Here is a 22226-nt window from a genome sequence, read left to right on the forward strand (position 1 = left end):
TAAAATTATGCGAATTTTATTAATTGAAGACGATCCGTTGATCGGTGATGGCCTTAACATTGGGCTCGGCAAATCAGGTTTCAGTGTCGATTGGTTTCAAGACGGTGAAAGCGGTATGCAAGCCTTGGCTTCCGCCCCTTATGATGCCGTGGTGCTCGATCTCACCTTGCCGAAAAAAGACGGCTTGCAGGTGTTGCAACAATGGCGTAAAGCCAATCAAGATGTGCCTGTACTTATTTTAACCGCACGAGATAGCTTAGAACAACGCATTGAAGGTTTGCAACTCGGGGCGGACGATTATCTCGGCAAGCCCTTTGCTCTCGGTGAAGTGGTCGCTCGCTTACAAGCGCTCATTCGCCGCCGTTATGGGCAAACACAATCGCTTCTCACCCACGGTGCGGTGAGCCTTGATCTGGGGCAGCACAAAGCCTTTTTGCGTAATCAAGAAGTTTCCCTCACAGGGACGGAATACAAGTTACTTGAGCTATTTATGCATCATAAAGAGCGGGTACTTTCTCGCGGATTTATTGAAGAAAAGCTCTATACTTGGAATGATGAAGTGAGTAGCAATGCGTTGGAAGTGCATATTTACAATTTACGTCAAAAACTCGGCAAACCGTTTATTCGCACGATACACGGCGTAGGCTATGCCCTTGGTACAATCGAGGAATAAAATGAAACCGCGTAGCTTACGTCTTCGTCTAATTCTCATTCTTTCCCTGTTAGCCAGCGCTATTTGGCTGGCATCTACTGCGATTGCGTGGTCGGCAGCGCGTAGCCAAGTAAACGAAGTTTTTGATACACAACAGATTTTATTCGCCAAACGGCTAGCCACTTCGCATTTAAAAAGTATTTTAATTGAGCGCTACCGCCCCGAAGGAAAAAATTATCGCCAAAAACCACCGCACTTTCGTAAAAGACAAAATTACGATGATGACGCCCTTGCCTTTGCGATTTTTAATCACGATGGTGAAATGCTGCTCAGTGATAGTGAAAACGGCAACAATTTCATTTATGAACCGAAAAGGGGGTTTAATAACACCACCTTGCAAGGTGATGACGATGAATGGCGAATTTTTTGGCTGCCCGCGGCGGAAGGCAGATTAATGATCGCCGTGGGACAAGAGCTGGAATATCGCCAAGAATTAGTCGAAAAAATGGTGCTAGGTCAAATGTGGATTTGGTTTGCTAGCCTGCCTGTGTTGCTTGCCGTGATTATTTGGGCAATTAGCCGTGAATTAGCGATATTGCGCAATGTGAGCGAACAGGTGAGCCAGCGTAGCCCTGATGATGAACAACCGCTCGACACGCAGCAAGTGCCAAAAGAAATCTTGCCATTAGTGCAAAATTTAAATCAATTTTTTACCCGCATCGCAACCAGCCTACTCAGAGAGCGGCGTTTTACATCTGATGCGGCGCACGAATTGCGTAGCCCGCTCACCGCATTGCGTATTCAAACTGAACTCGCACAAATGGCAGTTGATGATGAAACAATGCGCAATCAAGCATTGCAAAACCTTACGCTAGGCATCGATCGCGCAAGCCAATTGGTGGAACAGTTGCTTACACTTTCGCGCTTAGATAATCTCAATGAATTAGCCCATCTTAACACCATTGAATGGGATAAATTAATCACCGAGCTTGTGGCGGAGCGTTATTTAAAAGCCGAAAAAGCAGGGATCACATTAATTTTTGAACTGCTAAGCAAACCCAATACGCAACAAGGTGAACCATTATTGCTTTCTTTGATGCTACGCAATCTGATCGACAACGCCATTGCCTATTGCCCTAAAGGCAGCGAAATTCGCCTTATTTTACAACAAGATAAACTTATCATCGCCGACAATGGCGGTGGTGTCCCTGATGACGCCCTAGATAAACTCGGCCAACGCTTCTACCGCCCCGCAGGCCAAAATGAAAAAGGCAGCGGCTTGGGATTATCTATCGTACAACGCATCGCCCAATTACATCACTACCAAGTGCGGTATAAAAATGCGGAGAATTCGCGTGGAGAGAAAGGATTTTGGGTGGAGATTTTATTGAATAAAAAAGCACCTTAAACCGCCTTAAGGTGCTAACATTATTATTGTTGCGACTATTGTTCGCTTAATACACGTGGGAATAAGATATTATTTTCCGTGTGAATATGCTCTTGCAGATCATCACAAAATTCTTGAATACCTTGGTAGAGATTACGCCAAGAAGTGCAGGCATCAGCAGGTGGTGTCATATTGTGGGTGAGAGTGCGTAATACTTCAATCGTTGCACCGTGTTCATCGTGTTCAAATTCCATTACCTGAATAGGCATTCGTGCCATCATATAATTACCTGCTTGGATCATTGGGAACAAGATTTGTTCTTCTTTCATCATATGGCTAGACAAATCCGTATAGGCATTTTTTAGCGCGTCAGCTAAACCTTTTGGACAATCAGGGTGATCAGCGTGACGTTCTTCTACTTTTTCTGCAAGGGGAATTAGCTCTTGTAATTGTTCACGATGACGTTGATGAAAACGCGATAAGATATGCGAGATAGTATCTTGATAACTGGCGCTTTGCCATTGTTGATCGGCTTGTTTCATTCTATTTTCTAATGACATAATTTGACCTTAATATTGGATTGTTAAACCTGACCAAAATACTAAGGTATTTGATTGGTAATCCCAACTTCTTTTTAAGAAAAGGTGGTCGGCTTATGATCTAAATCAGATTTTATAACTCAAAATAGGTGGGGGAATTTTACAAAATTCCACCGCACGTTGAATTATAGAGAATAAAAGGCTGGGTGAAGTGAAAAAGCGGTTTAAGCTAAACCAAACCGCTTGAGAGTTTAGTGAGATTAATGGTTGTAGCCGAGTAGCATTGCGCCAACAAATGAAATTAATGCAAACAGAAATGTCGCTGGGCTATTAGCTGTGCCTCGTTTAAAAAACTTAGCGGCAAAAATGATGTAGCTAATTAATAAGGCAAATTTGGCGATAATCCACCAAGGGAAGCCTATTCCTAGGGAGAATAATAAGATTGCACCGCTTACGATAATTAGCGTATCGGATAAGTGCGGTAGGATTTTGAGTAATTTTATGGCACGCCAATCTTTTCCTGCAAATTGCATTAAGGCACGAATAATAAATAGCCCTAAGCTAATAAAAGCACAAAAAAAGTGGGTGTAAATAGCATAAAAAATCATTGTCTAAATTCCTATAGAATGGTTTGGGATTTTAAAAGTCCAGTGTGAAAAAAGGTTTCAGCTTTGGGAAAAGAGAAAGTGGGCGAGTTGCCCACTTTGTTTTTATTCTTCCACATCGTCTGTTTCAATGCCCGATTCTTCATCGTCCACATCACAAACACGCTCAAGGCTCACCACCTGCTCGTCTTCAGCGGTGCGGATTAAGCGAACCCCTTGGGTGTTTCGTCCAACAATGCTCACTTCGCTAACACGGGTTCTGACTAAAGTTCCTGCATCAGTAATCAGCATAATTTGGTCATTTTCTTCCACTTGGGTCGCGGCAACCACTTTACCGTTACGCTCGCTCACCTTGATAGAAATCACCCCTTTGGTGTTACGCGATTTGGTTGGATACTCCGCTAAATCGGTACGTTTACCATAACCGTTTTGCGTTGCGGTAAGGATTGCGCCGTTATCTTTCGGGATCACCAGCGACACCACTTTGTCGATATTAAGATCTAGCGTCTCTTCGGTGTTATCCTCAGAAATTTCTTCAATTTCCACCGCACTTTCATCTTCCGCTAGATCGTTAGTTAGGGCTAATTTAATGCCGCGCACCCCTGTTGCGGTACGTCCCATTGGGCGCACTGCACTTTCTGCAAAGCGTACCACGCGTCCTTGTGATGAGAACAGCATAATCTCGTTTGAACCGTCTGTAATATCCACGCCGATAAGTTCATCTTCATCACGCAAGTTAAGAGCAATAATCCCGTTTGAACGTGGGCGGCTGAATTCGGTTAAAGCGATTTTTTTCACCATACCGCCTGCGGTTGCCATCACCACAAATTTATTTTCTTCATAAGCGGAAATTGGCAAGATGGCGGTGATACGCTCGTTTTCGTCTAATGGCAGAATATTAACGATTGGACGACCACGCGCACCACGGCTGGCTTGCGGTAATTGATACACTTTGAGCCAGTATAAACGTCCACGGCTAGAGAAACATAAAATCGTATCGTGGGTGTTGGCAACCAATAATTTTTCGATGAAATCTTCTTCTTTCATCTTGGTTGCCGATTTCCCTTTACCGCCACGGCGTTGGGCTTCGTAATCGGTAAGTGGTTGATATTTCACATAACCTTCGTGAGAAAGGGTTACCACAACATCTTCTTGTGCGATTAAATCTTCTAAATTAATATCGCCTGACGCCATTGTGATTTCAGTGCGGCGTTTATCGTTAAATTCCGCTTTAACACGTTCTAACTCTTCACACACCACTTCTCTTAAGCGTTCAGTGCTATTTAAAATGCGTAATAATTCGCCAATTTCGACCAAGATTTGTTGGTATTCGGTAACGATTTTTTCGTGTTCTAAGCCAGTTAAGCGTTGTAAACGTAAATCTAAAATAGCGCGAGCTTGTTCTTCAGAAAGGTAATATAGCCCATCACGCACACCTAATTCAGGGGAAAGATCTTCAGGGCGAGAAGCATTCATTCCTGCCGCTTCTAACATTCCACTCACATTGCCCAAATCCCAACCGCGCGCAAGCAAGGCTTCACGGGCTTCATCACCGGTTTTTGACGCACGAATTAATTCAATAACCGGATCGATATTGGCTAAGGCAATGGCTAAACCTTCTAAAATATGCGCACGTTCACGGGCCTTACGCAGTTCAAACACCGTACGGCGTGTAACCACTTCACGGCGGTGTTTCACAAAGGCTTCAATAATTTGTTTTAAATTGAATAATTTCGGCTGACCGTGATCCAATGCCACCATATTGATACCAAAGGTCACTTGCATTTGGGTGAGTGCATAAAGGTTGTTTAGCACCACTTCGCCCACAGCATCGCGTTTCACTTCAATTTCAATACGGAAACCTTCTTTATTGGATACATCAAGCACGTTGCTAATGCCTTCGATTTTTTTATCACGCACCAACTCAGCGATTTTTTCCACCAATTTCGCTTTGTTTACTTGATAAGGAATTTCCGTCACGATAATGGTTTCGCGGCCTTTTTCGCTGGTTTCAATTTCTGCTTTGGCACGCACATAAACCTTTCCACGCCCTGTTTTATAGGCATCTTCAATGCCTTTGCGACCATTAATTAACGCCGCCGTTGGGAAATCTGGGCCAGGAATAAATTGCATTAATTCATCAATGGTGATGTCTTCGTTGTCTAAATAAGCCAAACAACCATCTAACACTTCACCTAAATTATGTGGGGGAATATTGGTTGCCATACCCACCGCAATCCCCGATGAACCATTGACTAACAAGGCTGGAATTTTGGTTGGCAACACATCAGGGATCATTTCTTTGCCATCATAGTTCGGCGAGAAATCCACGGTTTCTTTGTCTAAATCCGTTAATAATTCCTGCGTGATCTTTTGCATACGCACTTCGGTATAACGCATTGCCGCTGGCGCATCACCATCCACCGAACCGAAGTTACCTTGACCGTCCACCAACATATAACGCAATGAAAACGGCTGCGCCATACGTACAATGGTGTCATAAACCGCACTATCTCCGTGCGGGTGATATTTACCGATCACATCACCCACCACACGAGCAGATTTTACATAGGCTTTATTATAGGTAATGCCACTTTGATCCATTGAATATAAAACACGGCGGTGTACTGGCTTTAGCCCATCACGCACATCAGGCAACGCACGCCCAACAATCACGGACATTGCATAGTCAAGATAGGAAGATTTCAGCTCTTCCTCAATACTCACAGGGGTAACGTTTGAAACCAAATTCGTCATTGAAATATTCCCTAATTAGATAAAAAATTAGGCGAGATTGTAGCATAATTTCAATTATTTCTCTAATTTAATAAAGATTGTTATGGCGTAAATTTGTTTTTTCTTTGTGATTAATAACGAGTTTCGCTCGTTGAGCGACCTACTTTCTTTTGCTTGCTCAAAAGAAAGTAGGCAAAGAAAAAAGCACCCCGATCAAACCGCGTTTCCTCATTCCAATAAAATTTTCTTAACGAAAAATCAGCCTGATGTTCGCTTCGCTCTCGCTCGGCGTGATTTTTCTAAAAATTTTATCGGAATGATGGCGGTTTGGACGGGGAAATTCGGTTAGAGTGAATTTTAAAGTGCGGTGGGAATTTGGGGATTTTTAGAAAGTGCAAAGAAAATTCCCTTATCTCAGCCACAGCGTGGCTGTGTTACCTAACCAACTATGGCTCGTAGGTGGTAAAGTTAAGAACAAATCTCCCCTAACCCCTCTTTACTAAAGAGGGGGACAGGTAGGTGCAATCCATTGAAAGCGTATTATCATCTTCCGTGTAAATTGCCTTCATTTTTAACAAATTTTTAGAAAAGTAACGCCTAAACGCAGCGCAGCGAGTATGGGCTTACTTTTCGTTAAGAAAATTTGTTAAAAATGAAGATTAGCAATTTAGTCGGGGGCTTTTTTCTTTGCCTACTTTCTTTTGAGCAAGCAAAAGAAAGTAGGTCGCTCAACGAGCGAAACCCGTTATTTATCCCAAAGAAAAAAGAAATTTAACGTAGAAAAATATTTTCTTTAACAAGAAAAATAGCTATTAGAACCATAAAGTGCGGTCATTTTCCACAAAATTTTAAAAATTTCCATCGCACTTGTAATATAATCCCCGTCCAAACCGCCGTCATTCCAATAAAATTTTTAGAAAAGTAACGCCTGAACGCAGCGTAGCGAGTATGGGCTTACTTTTCGTGAAGAAAATTTTATTGGGATGAGGAAAAGTGGTTTGATCGGGGTTCCCTTTTCTTTGCTTCCTTTCTTTTGGGTAAGCAAAAAAAAGGAAGTCGCCAACGGCGAAACCCGTTATCAGAACCAAAGAAAAACGAAATTTAAAAGACGAGAAAAATAATGCAAAACATCGACCAACAAGAACTCGAAAAATTTGAAAAAATGGCCGAAACTTGGTGGGATCCTGAAGGGGATTTCAAGCCGATTCACCGCTTAAATCCAGTGCGTTTAGCGTATATTTGCCAGCAAGCGGAGGGATTGTTTGGTAAAAATGTGCTCGATGTGGGCTGCGGAGGCGGTATTTTAGCGGAAGCAATGGCAAAACAAGGGGCGAAAGTAACAGGCATTGATATGACCACCGCCCCCCTTGAAGTGGCGAAATTACACGCACAAGAAAGCGGTTTAAGCATTGATTATCAACAAACCACAGTAGAAAATTTTCTGCAAAAACACACCGCACTTGGTGGGGAAAAATTTGATGTGATCACCTGTATGGAAATGCTGGAACACGTTCCCGATCCCAGCTCGATCATCAATGCCTGCAAAGCCTTGTTAAAGCCAAATGGCGTGCTGTTTTTCTCCACCATTAATCGCACCTTGAAATCTTGGGCTTTAGTGATCATCGGTGCGGAATATGTATTAAAAATGCTACCAAAAGGCACGCACGATTACGAAAAATTTATCAAGCCTGCTGAACTTTTGGCGTGGACAGACAAAGCAAAGTTAGAATGTGTGAATATGGTGGGTTATCACTATAATCCACTAACAGGAACATTTAAATTAAATCAGGACGTGAGCGCCAATTATATAGCAACTTTTAAGATGAGATAAAAAAATCACCGCTTTTAAAGAGCGGTGATTTTTTTGTAAATTTTTGGAGAAAACGAGATTATTTTTTCTCTTTTTCATCACAGTTGTCAATATCACTACATTTTCCGTAAAGATATAAACTGTGAGTTTTTAATTTAATGCCGTGTTGTTCGCTGATTTGTTTTTGTCGTTGTTCAATGATTTCATCATTAAATTCAAACACTTTGCCACAATCCACACAAATAATGTGATCGTGATGCTCGCTCGGCGCAAGTTCAAAAACGGATTTATTTCCTTCAAAATTATGGCGAATCAGGATATTTGCTTCATCAAATTGATTAAGCACACGGTAAACGGTGGCTAAGCCAATATCTTCACCACGTTCAAGCAATAGTTTATAAACATCTTCTGCAGAAAAATGCGACATACTATGTTCTTGCATTAACGCTAAAATCGTTAAGCGTGGTTCGGTGATTTTTAACCCCGCTTTTTTAAGAAGTTTGATATTTTCTTCAGACATAATGTTTCCTTTCTTTTGCTCTTGGTGGGTTATTCAACTAACTCAGCTAAACACATTTCATCAAAAACTTGTTTTGTCCATTTCTCAACACGTTCTGCGGTGAGTTCTGGCTGACGATCTTCATCAATACATAAACCAACGAATGTGTTTTCATCAACCAATGCCTGGGAAACTTCAAAGGTGTAACCTTCTGTTGACCAATGACCTACGATAATCGCGCCTTTCGGTTCGATAATATCGCGCACTGTTCCCATTGCATCGCAGAAATATTCAGCATAGTCTTCTTGATCGCCGCAACCAAAAATAGCCACTAATTTATCGGTGAAGTCAATTTCTTCTAAGGTTGGGAAAAAATCGTCCCAGTCGCACTGTGCTTCGCCATAGTACCAAGTTGGGATACCAATCATTAAAAAGTCATAGGCTTCAATATCTTCTTTTGTGCTTTTGGCGATATCACGAATATCCACCACTTCTGAGCCTAATTGTTTTTGAATCATTCGTGCAATGTTTTCAGTATTGCCCGTATCACTACCATAAAATAAACCAACGATAGCCATTTTTATTTCCTATGTTCTTGAAATTTAAAATATTCTTGTAAAATCGTTACGATTAACTCTGAACGACTAACACGCTGTACAGACGCTAAATCTTCTAATTTTTGAACAATATCCGTATGCAATTTTAGCTCAACACGCTTTAGCCCACAGGATTTATCCCGCCTAAGCTGATTGCGTTTGTTGATACGGAGTTGTTGTTCTCGGGTCAGCGGATTTGTTTTTGGGCGTCCCACTTTGGGTGTGTTAGCAAACAGATCTAAGGTTATGCAATCTGCATCTTGTTTTGCCATTTTTCAAATCACTGAACTGGTTAAAATGTAGCTAATTGAGAATGATAAGCTACAACTACTAATGACCGCGAACTATATCACAATTCATAGTTGATTAAAACCCTCAACCTTTGATTGGTGAGATTGTTATTGGCTATCTAAAAAACGCTGAATAATGCGAATGATCGCTTCTGGTTTTTCCGCGTGTACCCAATGTCCGCTGCCGTTAATAGTAAAGGACGTGGCTTGCGGAAATTGCGCTAAAATCTGCTCGCTATATTCTGGCTGAATATAATCCGACTGCCCACCTTTAATAAATAGGGTAGGATTGGGGTAAAAACAAGTTTGCCAATCCATAATATTGGCATAATTTTGTTGAAGTGCGGTCAAATTAAAGCGAAATTTTTCCGCCGATTGACCGTCAAAGGATTTCAGCATAAATTGTTGAATACTTTCTTGTGGAATATGTTGGCTTAAAATCGGTTTAGCCTGTTGGCGAGTTTCAGGCTGCGCGGCTTTCACGGCAAATAATCCAGCAAAAATGCTATCGTGTCCGTGTTCGCCATATTTCACGGGTGCAATATCAATAACGATCAATTTTTCCACTAAATCAGGGCGAAGTGCGGCCGCTTTCATTGCGGTTTTTCCGCCCATAGAATGGCCGATTAAGATCACTTTTTTTAGCTCTAAATGTTCAATGGTCGCCAATAGATCTTCTGCCATTAATTCATAATTCATTGATTCAGAATGAAAACTCTGCCCGTGATTGCGTAAATCTACGCGTAAAATAGGGTAATGTTCCGCAAAAGCGCGAGCGATCACCCCTAAATTATTCATATCGCCAAATAAGCCGTGAATAAACACCAAGGTAGGGTTGCTAGTCGGTTGTTTTAATTGATGAAATTGAAAATTGAGTAATTGCGTTTGCGACATAATTTTTGCGTGAGTATTTGAAAATAAATCGCTATAATGTTGTAAAAGCGTAAAGAGATCAAGCAACTGGAGAGAAAAAATGAAAATTATTGAAGTAGATGAAGAACTTTATCAATACATAGCCAGCCAAACCCGATCTATCGGTGAGAGTGCTTCTGATATTTTACGCCGTTTACTCAATTTTCCTGCGGTGCGCGCGGATAACAACGTGGCGATTGCGCCGAACCTTGCTGCTGATAATCAAAGTGCGGTGGAAATTTCCAATGAATTTGCACAGTCGAATGAAAAAGTGGAAGAAAAGCCAGCGGCAAAAGAAAAAGTATCCACGAAAAAGCAATCTGATGAAGCGATCCAAAAAGTGGTGGGCAAAGTGCGTGAATTGATCCAGTCGGCAGATTTCCAACAGGAAAGCAAAGCCGTAGTGCGTTTTTTAGCCATTTTACGCGTGCTTTATCGCACCAATCCAGAAAGTTTTGCGCAGGCAACAGAATCTTTGCAAGGCCGTACGCGCGTTTACTTTGCACGCGATGAAGGCACCTTATTAATGGCGGGTAATCACACCAAACCAAAACAAATTCCTGATACGCCATATTGGGTGATCACCAATACGAACAGCGGGCGCAAGATGTTAATGCTGGAAGGGGCGATGCAATCAATGCACTTGCCAGAAGAATTAATTGATGAAGTGCGGTCGTTTTTCACTGCAAATTAATTGGCATTACAATGACATATCTTTGGCAACATTATGCCGCTCAGCCTGATTATCAACATAAAGTAGCCTTGCGTAATGAGCAAGGCGAACTTTTTTCTTGGCGACAACTTAGCGAAAAAATTAATGCTGTGGCTTATGCGTTTTCTCAGCAAGGGGTAAACGCTGGCGATGGCATCGCATTGTGCGGAAAAAATAGTTTTGCCTTATTGCTTGCCTATTTGGCAGGGATTCAGCTTGGTGCAAGAGTGCTGGGGATTAATCCTGCCTTTCCCGCAGAAAAGATCACGCAATTATGTGAAAATGCAGCAGTGCCGTTTTATTACGATCCTAAGGGCGAAAAAACGTTGCAAAATTGCACCGCACTTTTGATTTCATCGGACTTGCCACATTTTTTTTCCGCATTAAAAGAACAGGCAATGGTGGATTACGATCCTAACCGCCCCGCTACAATGACGCTTACATCAGGTTCAACGGGCAACCCTAAAGCCGTGGTGCATACTGTACAAGGGCATTTGGATAATGCGCAAGGCGTGTGCGAATTAATGGCGTTTGGGGCTGAAAATGCGTGGTTGCTTTCTTTGCCTTTATATCACGTTTCAGGCCAAGGCATTGTGTGGCGCTGGCTGTACGCAGGGGCAAGGCTGCATTTGCCAAATGAAGATTTTTATACGGAAGCGGCTGGTGTTTCACATCTTTCTCTTGTGCCAACCCAGTTGCAACGGTTTATCGCTTATTTACAGCAACACCCTGAACAAACTATTCACACACAACATATTTTATTGGGCGGTAGCCATATTCCCCTTGCCTTAACGCAACAAGCCGTGCAATATCATTTGACTTGTTATTCAGGCTATGGAATGACGGAAATGGCGTCCACGGTTTGCGCGAAAAAAAGTGATCAATATAATGGCGTCGGCTTGCCACTTAAAGGACGAGAGCTTGAACTCATTGACGGTGAAATTTGCTTGCGTGGCGCAGGCTTAGGGCTAGGCTATTGGCAACGGGGCGAAATATTGCCCTTAGTGCAACAAGACGGCTGGCTTCATACCAAAGATCTGGGTGAATGGCAAAATGGCAAGCTACGCATTTTAGGGCGTTTAGACAATATGTTTATTTCAGGTGGTGAGAATATTCAGCCTGAAGAGATTGAACGGATAATCTTGCATTATCCTGAAATAAAACAAGTATTTATCCTGCCAGTGGAGGACAGCGAATTTGGTCAGCGACCTGTAGCAATGGTTGAGTTTGCTAATGGATTTAGCCAAAGTGCGGTGGAAAATTTGCAAATTTGGCTTGCCACAAGATTAGAAAAATTTAAGCAACCCATACGCTATTTTCCGCTAGATGTGGCACAATGCCAGCAGCAGGGAACAATTAAAATTTCACGCAATGCGTTAAAAATGGCGTTAAAAGAATTACTAGGAAAATAAAATGAAACTGATTGAGCGTATTTTTACGATCTTTTTTCTGTCCTTGATTTGGGCTTCTGCAAGTTGGGCGGCGTTACCAAAAGAAGCGGATATTCAAACACAGCTTGCTGCAGCGAAAGAGGCAGATCAAAGTGATGTGAATAATAAAATCTTGGTACAAAACCTAGAAGAAACGCTTACTTTGCTTGGAAATATTGAAAAGCAAAAAGCCGATAACGCTTCATTAAGTAAGTCGGTAGATAACGCCCCGAAACAGGTTGCAGATTTACAAGTTGCGGTGGATAAATTAAAAAATACCGCTCCTGTTACGTTACAAGATTTCGAGAAATTATCACTTACCGATTTACAAACGCAATCTATTGCCACGCAACAAAATTTGCAACAAATCCAGACGGATTTGCTAGCAATTAATGCGCAGTTAGTAAGTCAGCGAGCTGCACCAGAGCGTGCGCAGTCTGCCTTGAGTGCAAATTTAATTCGTTCACAAGAAATTGATAAATTGCTATTTGGCATTACAGCAGCAGATTCGGTTGAAAAAACGAAATTAGAAACTGAACTGGTCTTGATCGGTTTACAAAACACCTATAACCAAATGTTGTTGCAGGGCAACAATGATCTTACCTCGCTTTATACAATCCAATTAGAGCAAAAAAATTTGATGCAACAACAGTTGCAAACTAAGCTTTCTATGTTGCAAGAGGTGATTAATGAAAAGAATTTGCAAGAAACTCGCCAACAAGCAGAACAGTTAAAGCAATCGCAAACGAATGTACAAGATAGTAATCCCATTATTGTTGAACAGCAAAACCAAAATGTGCGAATTAGCCAAGATTTGGTGAAACAAACCGCTCAGCTAAATGCACTATCACAAGATAGTTTGCGAATAAAGAGCGTGCTGGATAATTTGCAACAAACAGAACGGAACATTAATGAACAAATTAGTGCGTTGCAAGGCACATTGGTGCTTTCGCGCATTATTAATAAGCAAAAACAACTGTTACCACAGGATCAAATGATCCGTGGTTTGCCAAAACAAATCACCGATTTACGCGTACAGATTTTTGATTTAACAGAGTTGCGGGATAATTTATACGATACCCAAAGCTATATTTCTAATTTAGAAAAAAGCACGAATACCCATTTAACTGATGATGAAAAAAGCCAGCTTACGACAATTTTGCAAGAGCGGCGTAAATTATTATCAGATTCTATTACGAATTTGAATAATCAGCTAAATTTAGCCATTAATATTGAATTAAATCAGCAACAGGTTACCGCAATTAGTGATGCCTTGCAGGGAAAATTACAACAGCAAAGTTTCTGGGTGAGAAGTAATCCGCCGTTGGATATGGATTGGTTTACCAATTTCTTGCCAAAAGTGAAATATCAGTTGCAAGATATTAAGCGTTTAATCAATTTTTCTAACTGGAAAGACAACTTGCTGCCAACCGCAGTGTTAGTTATTTTGTTAATGATTTTCACCGCACTTATTCAATGGCGAAAAGAGAAAATCACTCAACGTTTGGCTTATATCAATAGTAAGATCAATACATTAAAAGGTGAGCGACAACGTTATACACCAGAAGCGATTTTTTGGACGCTAATTTTATGCTTGCGTTCCACCTTCATTTTCTTGTCAGCCTTAATTTTGATTGCCTCGATCTGTTTTGAGAAGCCAGAACCATTTTGGGTGTGGTCTTTCAGAATGGCGGGGTATTGGCTATTTTTTGCTTTTATCTTGGCAATGCTGCGTCCTAATGGATTAGCCTATCGCCACTTTAATATGCCGCAATCTAATGTGCAGCTGTTTTATTCTGTTTCTAAACGTTCTGTTTGGATTTATGCGTTATGGTTGAATGCTTCTATTTTTACGAATTTAGATGCAGGAATTACCAATGATGTTATTGGTGAAGTGCTAACCATCTCAATTTTAGTGATTTCTCTTTTCATCGTAGGGCCACGGTTACGCTATGCAGTAAGCATTTATCAGAAAACCCAAGAACAAGCGGGAGAGCGGAGCTATTTATTCAAGTTTTCACGCATTGTATTAGTGATCGCACCGATCGCATTAATCGTGTTGATCGTAATGGGGTACTATTACACCGCACTGAATTTGATGGAACATTTGATCTCCTCTTATTTTGTGTTGGTAATTTGGATGATTGCGCGCGATGTGGTGTATCGTGGCTTTACCGTATCGGCAAGACGCCTTGCTTATCGCCGCTTACAAGAAAAAATTCAGGCACAACAAGCGCAAAAAGAAGACAATAATAATGATCTGAACTCTGAATATTCACGTGAAGAGAGTCTTGCGCTTTCCCAAGTAAAAAGCCAAGTGAAAAGTGTGGTGGATTTGTTGCTTTGGGTTGGATTATTTGGCTTATTTTATTGGGTATGGTCTGATCTCATCACTGTTGCCTATTATTTAGAAGGGGTAACCTTGTGGCAACAACAGGTGGTAACAGAAACTGGCACAGTGAGTGAGTCCATCACCTTGCTGAATTTATTATTTGCTTTGATTATTATCATTGGCACTTATGCGTTAGTGAAAAATATTGGCGGTTTGCTCGAAGTCTTAGTGTTTTCGCGAATGAGTTTTTCTCAAGGCACGCCTTATACCATCACCACCTTGCTGACTTATTTTATTATTGCCATTGGCGGTGGCGCAGCGTTTTCCGTGTTAGGAATGTCGTGGTCAAAATTACAATGGTTATTTGCCGCACTTTCGGTAGGTTTAGGTTTCGGTTTACAAGAAATCTTCGCCAACTTTATTTCGGGGATCATCATTTTATTTGAACGCCCAGTACGGATTGGCGATGTGGTTACCATTGGGGAATTTTCAGGCACGGTATCGAAAATTCGCATTCGTTCCACCACCTTGATCGATTTTGATAAAAAAGAAGTGATCGTGCCAAATAAAGCTTTCGTAACAGAACGCTTGATCAACTGGGCATTGACTGATTCAATGACGCGCGTGGTGTTAAGTGTAGGCGTGGCTTATGGCTCAGATTTAGAATTAGTGAAACGTTTATTATTACAAGCCGCTGATGAATGTGAATATGTTTTGAAAGATCCAGAGCCTGTGGCATACTTCTTAACTTTTGGCGCAAGTACCTTGGATCACGAATTGCGTGTTTATGTGGGTAACCTAAATGAACGCACCCGAACTATCGATTATGTGAATCGCCGTATTGATGAGCTATTTGCCGCGCATAATGTGGAAATTGCCTTCAATCAGCTTGATGTGTTCATTAAAAATCCAACTACATCGCAAGAAATAAAAATCGTGTCAGAAAATTTAGCGAAATCATAAGGAATAAATAAGGAAAAATAATGGCAGGAAATAGCATAGGACAACTTTTTCGCGTAACCACCTTTGGCGAATCTCACGGCATCGCACTGGGCTGTATTGTTGATGGCGTACCACCGGGGCTTGAGCTATCCGAACAAGATATTCAGCCTGATTTGGATCGCCGTAAACCCGGCACTTCACGTTACACCACGCCAAGACGGGAAGATGACGAAGTGCAAATTCTCTCAGGGGTGTTTGAAGGGAAAACCACAGGCACGAGCATTGGAATGATCATCAAAAACGCCGATCAGCGTTCGCAAGATTACGGCGAAATTAAGGATCGTTTCCGCCCAGGTCACGCCGATTATACTTACCAACAAAAATACGGCTTGCGTGATTATCGTGGTGGTGGACGTTCTTCTGCTCGCGAAACAGCAATGCGCGTGGCTGCAGGGGCGATAGCAAAAAAATATTTGCGTGAATATTTTGGCATTGAAGTGCGTGGTTATCTTTCACAAATTGGCTCGGTGAAAATTGATCCGAAAACGGTGGAAAACATTGCTCAAATTGATTGGCAGCAAGTAAACGGCAACCCATTTTTCTGCCCTGATCCGAGTGCGGTGAAAAAATTTGATGAATTAATCCGCGACTTGAAAAAAGAGGGCAATTCCATTGGTGCGAAATTAACGGTGGTGGCGGAGAACGTGCCAGTAGGGCTAGGCGAACCCGTTTTCGATCGCCTTGATGCGGATTTGGCGCACGCTTTAATGGGGATCAATGCGGTGAAAGCGGTGGAAATCGGCGATGGCTTCGCAGTAGTGGAGCAAAAAGGCACACAGCATCGTGATGAAATGACCCCTGAAGGTTTTTGTTCTAACCACGCAGGGGGAATTTTGGGCGGGATTAGCTCAGGGCAACCGATTATCGCCACCATCGCATTAAAGCCCACCTCAAGCATTACCATTGCAGGGCGTTCGGTCAATCTTAACAATGAACCCGTGGAAGTGATCACCAAAGGTCGCCACGATCCTTGTGTCGGTATTCGAGCAGTGCCAATCGCGGAAGCAATGACGGCGATTGTGCTGTTAGATCATTTATTACGTTTTAAGGCTCAATGTAAATGAAACACGCAATGAAATTATTAAGTGCGGTGCTTTTTTGTGGCATTTTTTCTACAACTACCGCATTGGCTAGTCCTGAATATTGGCAAAAAGTGAAACGCCCTATTACGGGCGAGCCAACGCCTGTGGGATCATACAGCAACGGCTGTATTATTGGTGCGAAAGCCTTGCCTTTTGACGGCGAGGGCTATCAAGTGATCCGTACGAGTAAAAATCGCTATTACGGCCACCCAGATATGATCGCCTATCTGCAACGCTTAGGCAAAAAAGCCAAATCCGCTGGCATTCCAACAATGCTTATCGGCGATATTGCAATGCCGGGGGGCGGGCGCTTTTTAACGGGACACGCCAGCCACCAAATGGGCTTGGACGCAGATATTTGGCTACGTTTAGGGCGTTTATCCGATAAAGATGCACAAAATCCAGCGGGAATGGGCTTGTTAGTGGTGGATCGCAAAGCGCAACGTGTTGATGATTCCGTATGGAATGAAAATCACGCCAATTTAATTCGTTTAGCGGCGCAAGATAAGCAAGTGGCGCGTATTTTCGTTAATCCAGCGATTAAATTGAAATTATGCCAAACGGTGCGTGGTGATCGCAGTTGGTTGCAGAAAATTCGTCCGTGGTTTGGACACGATTCCCATTTTCACGTTCGCTTAACTTGCCCGAAAGGTGCGACTTACTGCGAAAATCAAGCGCCCGTCCCCGCAGGCGAGGGCTGTGGCGATGAGCTATATTCTTGGTTTAAGCCTGCTAAACCTTCAACGGGAACAAACAAACCAAAAGCGCGTCCACCTGAGCCATTTTTATGTCAGCAAGTAAGCCACGCGCCAAATCAAAGCGAATGGTTGGAATAAGCCCTAGAATAACAATTAGGGTAGTAGCATAAGAGCGAAAATAGGAGTGAAAAATGGAAATCAGCCTAAATCTTATTGCGTTATTATTTTTAGTGGCATTTATTGCTGGATTTATTGATGCCATTGCGGGTGGCGGTGGCTTAATTACCATTCCCGCCTTGCTAATGACTGGCATTTCCCCCGCGATGGCATTAGGCACGAACAAACTGCAGGCCTGTGGCGGCTCATTTTCAGCGAGCTTTTATTTTTTACGCAAAAGAGCGGTGGATTTAAAAGAAATTTGGCTGCTCGTGCTAATGACCTTTATCGGCGCAGTGCTTGGCACAATCCTTATTCAGTTAGTGGATAGTGCGCTGATTAAAAAAGTCATTCCATTTTTAGTGCTAGCCATTGGCTTGTATTTTTTATTCACCCCAAATTTAGGCGATGAAGATCGGCACAAACGCATTTCTTACGCCACTTTTGCCTTTAGCGCAGGATTTGGAATTGGTTTTTATGACGGTTTCTTCGGGCCGGGAACAGGTTCATTGCTAAGTTTAGCTTTTGTTACGTTGCTTGGTTTTAATCTTGCGAAAGCCACGGCTCACGCCAAAGTGCTAAATTTCACCTCAAATATTGCCGCACTTTTGCTCTTTCTCATTGGTGGACAAATTTGGTGGGAAGCAGGGCTGGTGATGATGTTAGGACAAATTATCGGCGCAAATTTAGGCGCAAAAATGGTGCTAAGCAAAGGCAAACAGTTAATTCGCCCGATGGTGGTGATAATGTCTTTTATTATGACTGCCAAAATGGCTTATGATCAAGGCTGGTTCGGTTCGTTGAGGTTTTATGACACAACAAAATGATGATGTACGCTTAACCGCTCGCGTGGGCTATGATCCCAAATGGCAATGGGCGTTTTTATTGCCAAAATATTGGGGCGTTTGGCTTGGTATTTTCGCCTTGGCGCTATTCGCCTTTGTGCCTTTTCGCTTAAGGGATAAGATTGCCGCGAAAATTGGCTTGCTCGTTGGGCAAAAAGCGAAAAAACAACGTCATCGCGCAAGGGTAAATTTGCAATATTGTTTCCCTGATTGGACAGAGCAGCAGCGTGAAAAAGTAATCGATGAAATGTTTATCACCGTCAGCCAAGTGATGCTGGGCATTGGTGAAATTGCGTTACGTTCAAAAAAACATCTACAACAACGCAGCGAATTTATCGGTCTGGAATATATTCAGCAAGCCAAAGCGGCAGGGCATAACATTATTTTAATGGTGCCTCACGGCTGGGCGATTGATGCTTCGGGGATTATTTTGCACACCTACGGAATGCCGATGACATCAATGTATAATCCCCACCGTAACCCATTGGTCGATTGGCTGTGGACGATGACACGCCAGCGTTTTGGTGGCAAAATGCACGCTCGACAAAATGGCATAAAACCTTTTCTTAATGCAGTAAAAAAAGGCGAAATGGGGTATTATTTGCCTGATGAAGATTATGGCGAAGAATTAAGTGAATATGCAGATTTTTTTGCCACTTATAAGGCCACCTTGCCGGGCTTGAATAAAATGGCAAAATTGGCAAAAGCTGTGGTGATCCCAATGTTTCCGCGCTATAACGCAGAGCGTGGTAAATATGAAATGGAAATTCACCCACCAATGCCAATTAGCGAAGAGCCTGCACAAATGGCACGGGAAATGAACAAAGAAATTGAGCAATTTGTTACCCCAACGCCAGAGCAGTATGTGTGGATTTTGCGTTTATTAAAAACCCGAAAAGATGGTGCGGATATTTATCGTTAAATTGAATAATCTGTGGTAATATGCGTGCCGCTCTTTTTTATGCAAAACGGTCGAAAATTTGACCGCACTTTAGGTAATAAAATGAACAAACAATTAGAACTGATTAAATCATCGATCAAATCTATTCCAAACTACCCGAAAGAAGGCATTATCTTTCGTGATATTACAAGTCTTGTGGAAACCCCTGCGGCGTTCAAGGCAACCATTGATTTAATCGTGGCACAATATAAAGACAAAGGCATCACCAAAGTTATCGGCACAGAAAGCCGTGGCTTTATTTTTGGCGCGCCTGTGGCATTAGCCTTAGATATTCCTTTTGTATTAGTGCGTAAACCAGGTAAATTGCCGCGTGAAACCATTGCGCAATCCTATCAGTTAGAATATGGGCAAGACACCTTAGAAATTCACACAGACTCTATTCAATCGGGCGATAACGTATTGATTATTGACGATTTATTAGCCACAGGCGGAACGGTTGAAGCCACTGTGAAGTTGGTTGAACGTCTTGGTGGTGAAGTGAAAAATGCCGCGTTCGTGATTAATTTGCCAGAACTTGGCGGCGAACAACGCTTACGCAATTTAGGGGTAACCCCGTTCTCATTAGTGAATTTTGAAAGCCACTAATTTATCCTAAGCGAGCAAGGAATGAGTTATCAAGTTTTAGCAAGAAAATGGCGACCGCAAAAGTTCTCCGATGTGGTAGGGCAGAAACCTGTTCTTACCGCACTTGCTAACGGATTAAATGAAAATCGCCTGCACCACGCCTATCTTTTTTCTGGTACGCGTGGCGTGGGGAAAACCTCCATTGCTCGTTTATTTGCGAAAGGGTTAAACTGCGTTGAAGGCGTAACGGCCAATCCTTGTGGCGTTTGCGAACATTGTAAAGCCATTGAAGAAGGGCGCTTTATCGATCTCATTGAAATTGACGCTGCTTCACGCACTAAGGTCGAAGATACCCGTGAATTGCTCGACAATGTGCAATACAAACCGGTGCAAGGGCGTTATAAAGTCTATTTGATTGACGAAGTGCATATGCTCTCTCGCCATTCTTTCAATGCCTTGCTGAAAACCCTTGAAGAACCGCCTGAATATGTCAAATTCCTGCTGGCAACCACTGATCCGCAGAAATTGCCGATTACCATTTTATCTCGCTGTATTCAATTTCATCTGAAAGCGCTCGATCAGCAACAAATCGCCGATCATTTGTCCTTTATTCTGCAGCAAGAAAAGATCCCCTTTGAACCCCTTGCCATTGAAAAATTAGCTAAAGCGGCACAAGGCAGTATCCGTGATAGCTTAAGTTTAACCGATCAAGCCATTGCAATGAGCAACGGCAATATTACCCTTGATGCGGTAAATACAATGCTCGGCTTGCTTGATGACAGCCAGCCTATTGATATTTTGTACGCGTTACAGCAGGGCAATGGTGAAGCCTTAATGAAAGCCATTCAAGCGGTGGCGGAAAAAGGCAGCGATTGGAATGAACTGCTAAAAGCGGTGGCCGAAAATCTGCATAAAATTGCAATGTGTCAATTATTGCCACAAGCGCAAATTAGTGATGAAAGCCATATCGGCTTTTTGGCGAAACATCTTCCACCAGAAGATGTGCAATTTTTCTATCAGATTATTTTAAACGGACAAAAAGAGCTTGCCTTCGCACCAAATCAGCGAATGGGTGTGGGAATGATTTTATTGCGTGCTTTAGCTTTCCACCCTAAATTAATCCAAGCAGCTCCTGCTATGCAGCCAGTGGAACAAGTGAATGAGCGCAATCATACTGCGCAAAGTGCGGTGCAAAATTCGGCAAAATTAGTGGAGATGCCTGTTGTATCACAACAGATCAAAGCAAATTCAGCGCCACAAACCAAAACAACGCCGTCTGCTAGACAGCCAGTTCGTTCCACACAAAGCCATTCATCTTCGCCAGTAAGCGATTCTACTTTTGATGTGCTTGATGCGCTAGATCAGCTTTCTAAACCCACAACAAGCGAAAAAAAAAACACTAACGCCAATAACGCGAAGCTAGTTTCGGAGCCAGCGGTTCACCACTCGCAAGAGATCAGCTTGCCTGTGGTAGAGCGCAAATTCACTCAGCAAAAAAATACGGCACGAGCTACTCATCAGGCTACTTCTCAGCCGTCTGTTTCTCAATCCGCTATTTCTCAAGCACCATCTCAATCAGCAGCAATGATTCCGCCAATGCGTGAGCCGGTGGGCGAAAGTGCGGTGCAAAATTCGTCAGATTTTTCTGCTGATCTTGATCAGGAAGAGGATCTCAATTTGCCCGAAAACTACCGCTGGAATTGGAGCAATCCAGCAATGGCGGAGGAGCAGGATAGTGCCAGACTGTCTGAAATCCGCAAAGCCATTTTGGAAAACACTACACCAGAATTAAAAGAAAAAGTGCTTACAATGGCAAAAGCACAGGACAAATGGACGGAAATTATTGAGCAACTAGATATTTCAGGCTTGGCAAAGCAAATGGCAATGAATTGCGTGATTTTAAGCCAAGATGAAAAGCAAATTCGCTTAGGCTTGCGTCAAGATAAATTGCACCTCAACAATGAAAAACTGCGTATTCAATTACAAAATGCCCTCAGCCAATTTTATCAGCAAGATATAGCTGTTTCTGTGGATGTGAATACCGATTTTCAGCAACTCACACCAATGGATTATCGCAAACAAATCTACCAAGAGCTAAGCGATCAAGCGCGAGAAAATTTACAAGCAGATGAACGTTTGCAACGCCTTTGTGAAGAATTTGGTGGCGTATTGGAGCTTGATAGTGTTCGACCAGTTTAAGCATTTGAAACGCATTTTATGCCTAAAAATAAAGTGCGGTATAAAATTCTGATATTTTTTATCGTTTAATAAATCATCACCTTATTTTTTTTATATTTACTCTCCTATATACTCATAAATAAGTATATAGATCCAATTAGATGATCTTTTTTCTCAATCCCTGCATAAAAACTGTGCGGAAGATCACATAAAATGCAACAATATATTTACACTAGATTT

Annotated in this window: 18 protein-coding genes and 1 pseudogene; 12 read left to right on the top strand and 7 right to left on the bottom strand. The window is 42.3% G+C overall.

All coding sequences use genetic code 11. The features are described from left to right. Nucleotides 1-7: 7 nt before the first annotated feature. Both ACLS0A_RS03265 and qseC read left to right on the top strand, forming a co-directional pair. Nucleotides 8-673 carry a response regulator gene (locus ACLS0A_RS03265; RefSeq protein ID WP_126372021.1) on the top strand — a complete coding sequence of 222 codons (666 nt, stop codon included), beginning with the start codon at nucleotides 8-10 and terminating at the stop codon, nucleotides 671-673. Nucleotide 674: 1 nt separating this feature from the next. Further along, nucleotides 675-2060 (top strand): quorum sensing histidine kinase QseC, encoded by a 1386-nt coding sequence (qseC, locus tag ACLS0A_RS03270; protein WP_416082402.1) that lies wholly within the window; start codon nucleotides 675-677, stop codon nucleotides 2058-2060. Between the two features lie 35 nt (nucleotides 2061-2095). Here qseC and ACLS0A_RS03275 read toward each other — a convergent pair. From ACLS0A_RS03275 to gyrA, 3 genes and pseudogenes are all read right to left on the bottom strand, one after another. Beyond that, nucleotides 2096-2590: pseudogene (locus ACLS0A_RS03275) on the bottom strand (hemerythrin domain-containing protein); the annotation flags it as partial. Nucleotides 2591-2838: 248 nt separating this feature from the next. Further along, the gene (locus ACLS0A_RS03280) at nucleotides 2839-3186 is read right to left on the bottom strand and encodes a SirB2 family protein (RefSeq protein WP_416082401.1); all 348 of its coding nucleotides are present in this window, start codon (nucleotides 3184-3186) and stop codon (nucleotides 2839-2841) included. Nucleotides 3187-3288: 102 nt separating this feature from the next. Further along, nucleotides 3289-5940 carry a DNA topoisomerase (ATP-hydrolyzing) subunit A gene (gyrA, locus tag ACLS0A_RS03285; protein WP_423105262.1) on the bottom strand — a complete coding sequence of 884 codons (2652 nt, stop codon included), beginning with the start codon at nucleotides 5938-5940 and terminating at the stop codon, nucleotides 3289-3291. 1099 nt (nucleotides 5941-7039) lie between these two features. Here gyrA and ubiG point away from each other — a divergent pair. Beyond that, nucleotides 7040-7750, top strand: coding sequence for a bifunctional 2-polyprenyl-6-hydroxyphenol methylase/3-demethylubiquinol 3-O-methyltransferase UbiG (gene ubiG / locus ACLS0A_RS03290; protein ID WP_416082399.1), 711 nt, complete (start codon nucleotides 7040-7042; stop codon nucleotides 7748-7750). Nucleotides 7751-7808: 58 nt separating this feature from the next. Here ubiG and fur read toward each other — a convergent pair whose 3' ends face one another. The 4 genes from fur to ACLS0A_RS03310 all read right to left on the bottom strand — a co-directional run bounded on the left by fur (nucleotide 7809) and on the right by ACLS0A_RS03310 (nucleotide 10008). After that, entirely contained in the window at nucleotides 7809-8249 is a 441-nt protein-coding gene (fur, locus tag ACLS0A_RS03295) for a ferric iron uptake transcriptional regulator (protein ID WP_103852677.1), read from the bottom strand. 29 nt (nucleotides 8250-8278) lie between these two features. After that, nucleotides 8279-8806 carry a flavodoxin FldA gene (fldA, locus tag ACLS0A_RS03300; RefSeq protein ID WP_416080363.1) on the bottom strand — a complete coding sequence of 176 codons (528 nt, stop codon included), beginning with the start codon at nucleotides 8804-8806 and terminating at the stop codon, nucleotides 8279-8281. A 2-nt stretch (nucleotides 8807-8808) separates the two neighbouring features. Next, nucleotides 8809-9096 carry a LexA regulated protein gene (gene ybfE / locus ACLS0A_RS03305; protein WP_126372036.1) on the bottom strand — a complete coding sequence of 96 codons (288 nt, stop codon included), beginning with the start codon at nucleotides 9094-9096 and terminating at the stop codon, nucleotides 8809-8811. A 126-nt stretch (nucleotides 9097-9222) separates the two neighbouring features. Next, entirely contained in the window at nucleotides 9223-10008 is a 786-nt protein-coding gene (locus ACLS0A_RS03310) for an alpha/beta fold hydrolase (RefSeq protein WP_330933775.1), read from the bottom strand. Between the two features lie 79 nt (nucleotides 10009-10087). Between ACLS0A_RS03310 and seqA the strand changes: the two genes are divergently transcribed. The 9 genes from seqA to dnaX all read left to right on the top strand — a co-directional run bounded on the left by seqA (nucleotide 10088) and on the right by dnaX (nucleotide 22007). Continuing rightward, complete coding sequence (seqA, locus tag ACLS0A_RS03315; RefSeq protein WP_416082398.1) at nucleotides 10088-10720, top strand: replication initiation negative regulator SeqA; 633 nt, start codon at nucleotides 10088-10090, stop codon at nucleotides 10718-10720. 11 nt (nucleotides 10721-10731) lie between these two features. After that, a complete protein-coding gene (gene menE, locus ACLS0A_RS03320; protein WP_416082397.1) occupies nucleotides 10732-12150 on the top strand; it encodes an o-succinylbenzoate--CoA ligase in 1419 nt (472 codons plus the stop codon). Nucleotide 12151: 1 nt separating this feature from the next. After that, nucleotides 12152-15463, top strand: coding sequence for a mechanosensitive channel MscK (mscK, locus tag ACLS0A_RS03325; protein ID WP_416082396.1), 3312 nt, complete (start codon nucleotides 12152-12154; stop codon nucleotides 15461-15463). 20 nt (nucleotides 15464-15483) lie between these two features. Continuing rightward, nucleotides 15484-16566, top strand: a complete 1083-nt coding sequence (gene aroC, locus ACLS0A_RS03330; RefSeq protein WP_416082395.1) for a chorismate synthase — start codon at nucleotides 15484-15486, stop codon at nucleotides 16564-16566. An 8-nt stretch (nucleotides 16567-16574) separates the two neighbouring features. Beyond that, nucleotides 16575-17420 (top strand): penicillin-insensitive murein endopeptidase, encoded by an 846-nt coding sequence (gene mepA, locus ACLS0A_RS03335; RefSeq protein ID WP_416082431.1) that lies wholly within the window; start codon nucleotides 16575-16577, stop codon nucleotides 17418-17420. A 53-nt stretch (nucleotides 17421-17473) separates the two neighbouring features. Further along, nucleotides 17474-18265 carry a TSUP family transporter gene (locus tag ACLS0A_RS03340; protein ID WP_416082394.1) on the top strand — a complete coding sequence of 264 codons (792 nt, stop codon included), beginning with the start codon at nucleotides 17474-17476 and terminating at the stop codon, nucleotides 18263-18265. After that, the gene (gene lpxM / locus ACLS0A_RS03345) at nucleotides 18249-19205 is read left to right on the top strand and encodes a lauroyl-Kdo(2)-lipid IV(A) myristoyltransferase (protein ID WP_416082393.1); all 957 of its coding nucleotides are present in this window, start codon (nucleotides 18249-18251) and stop codon (nucleotides 19203-19205) included. Before ACLS0A_RS03340 ends, lpxM begins: the two co-directional genes overlap by 17 nt. A gap of 81 nt (nucleotides 19206-19286) precedes the next feature. Further along, complete coding sequence (apt, locus tag ACLS0A_RS03350) at nucleotides 19287-19829, top strand: adenine phosphoribosyltransferase (protein ID WP_416082392.1); 543 nt, start codon at nucleotides 19287-19289, stop codon at nucleotides 19827-19829. A 21-nt stretch (nucleotides 19830-19850) separates the two neighbouring features. Further along, on the top strand, nucleotides 19851-22007 hold the full coding sequence (gene dnaX, locus ACLS0A_RS03355) for a DNA polymerase III subunit gamma/tau (protein ID WP_423105261.1): 2157 nt from the start codon (nucleotides 19851-19853) through the stop codon (nucleotides 22005-22007). Nucleotides 22008-22226 lie beyond the last annotated feature (219 nt).

Origin of the sequence: Avibacterium volantium (assembly GCF_049366555.1) — a bacterium.
Lineage (GTDB): Bacteria > Pseudomonadota > Gammaproteobacteria > Enterobacterales > Pasteurellaceae > Avibacterium > Avibacterium volantium_A.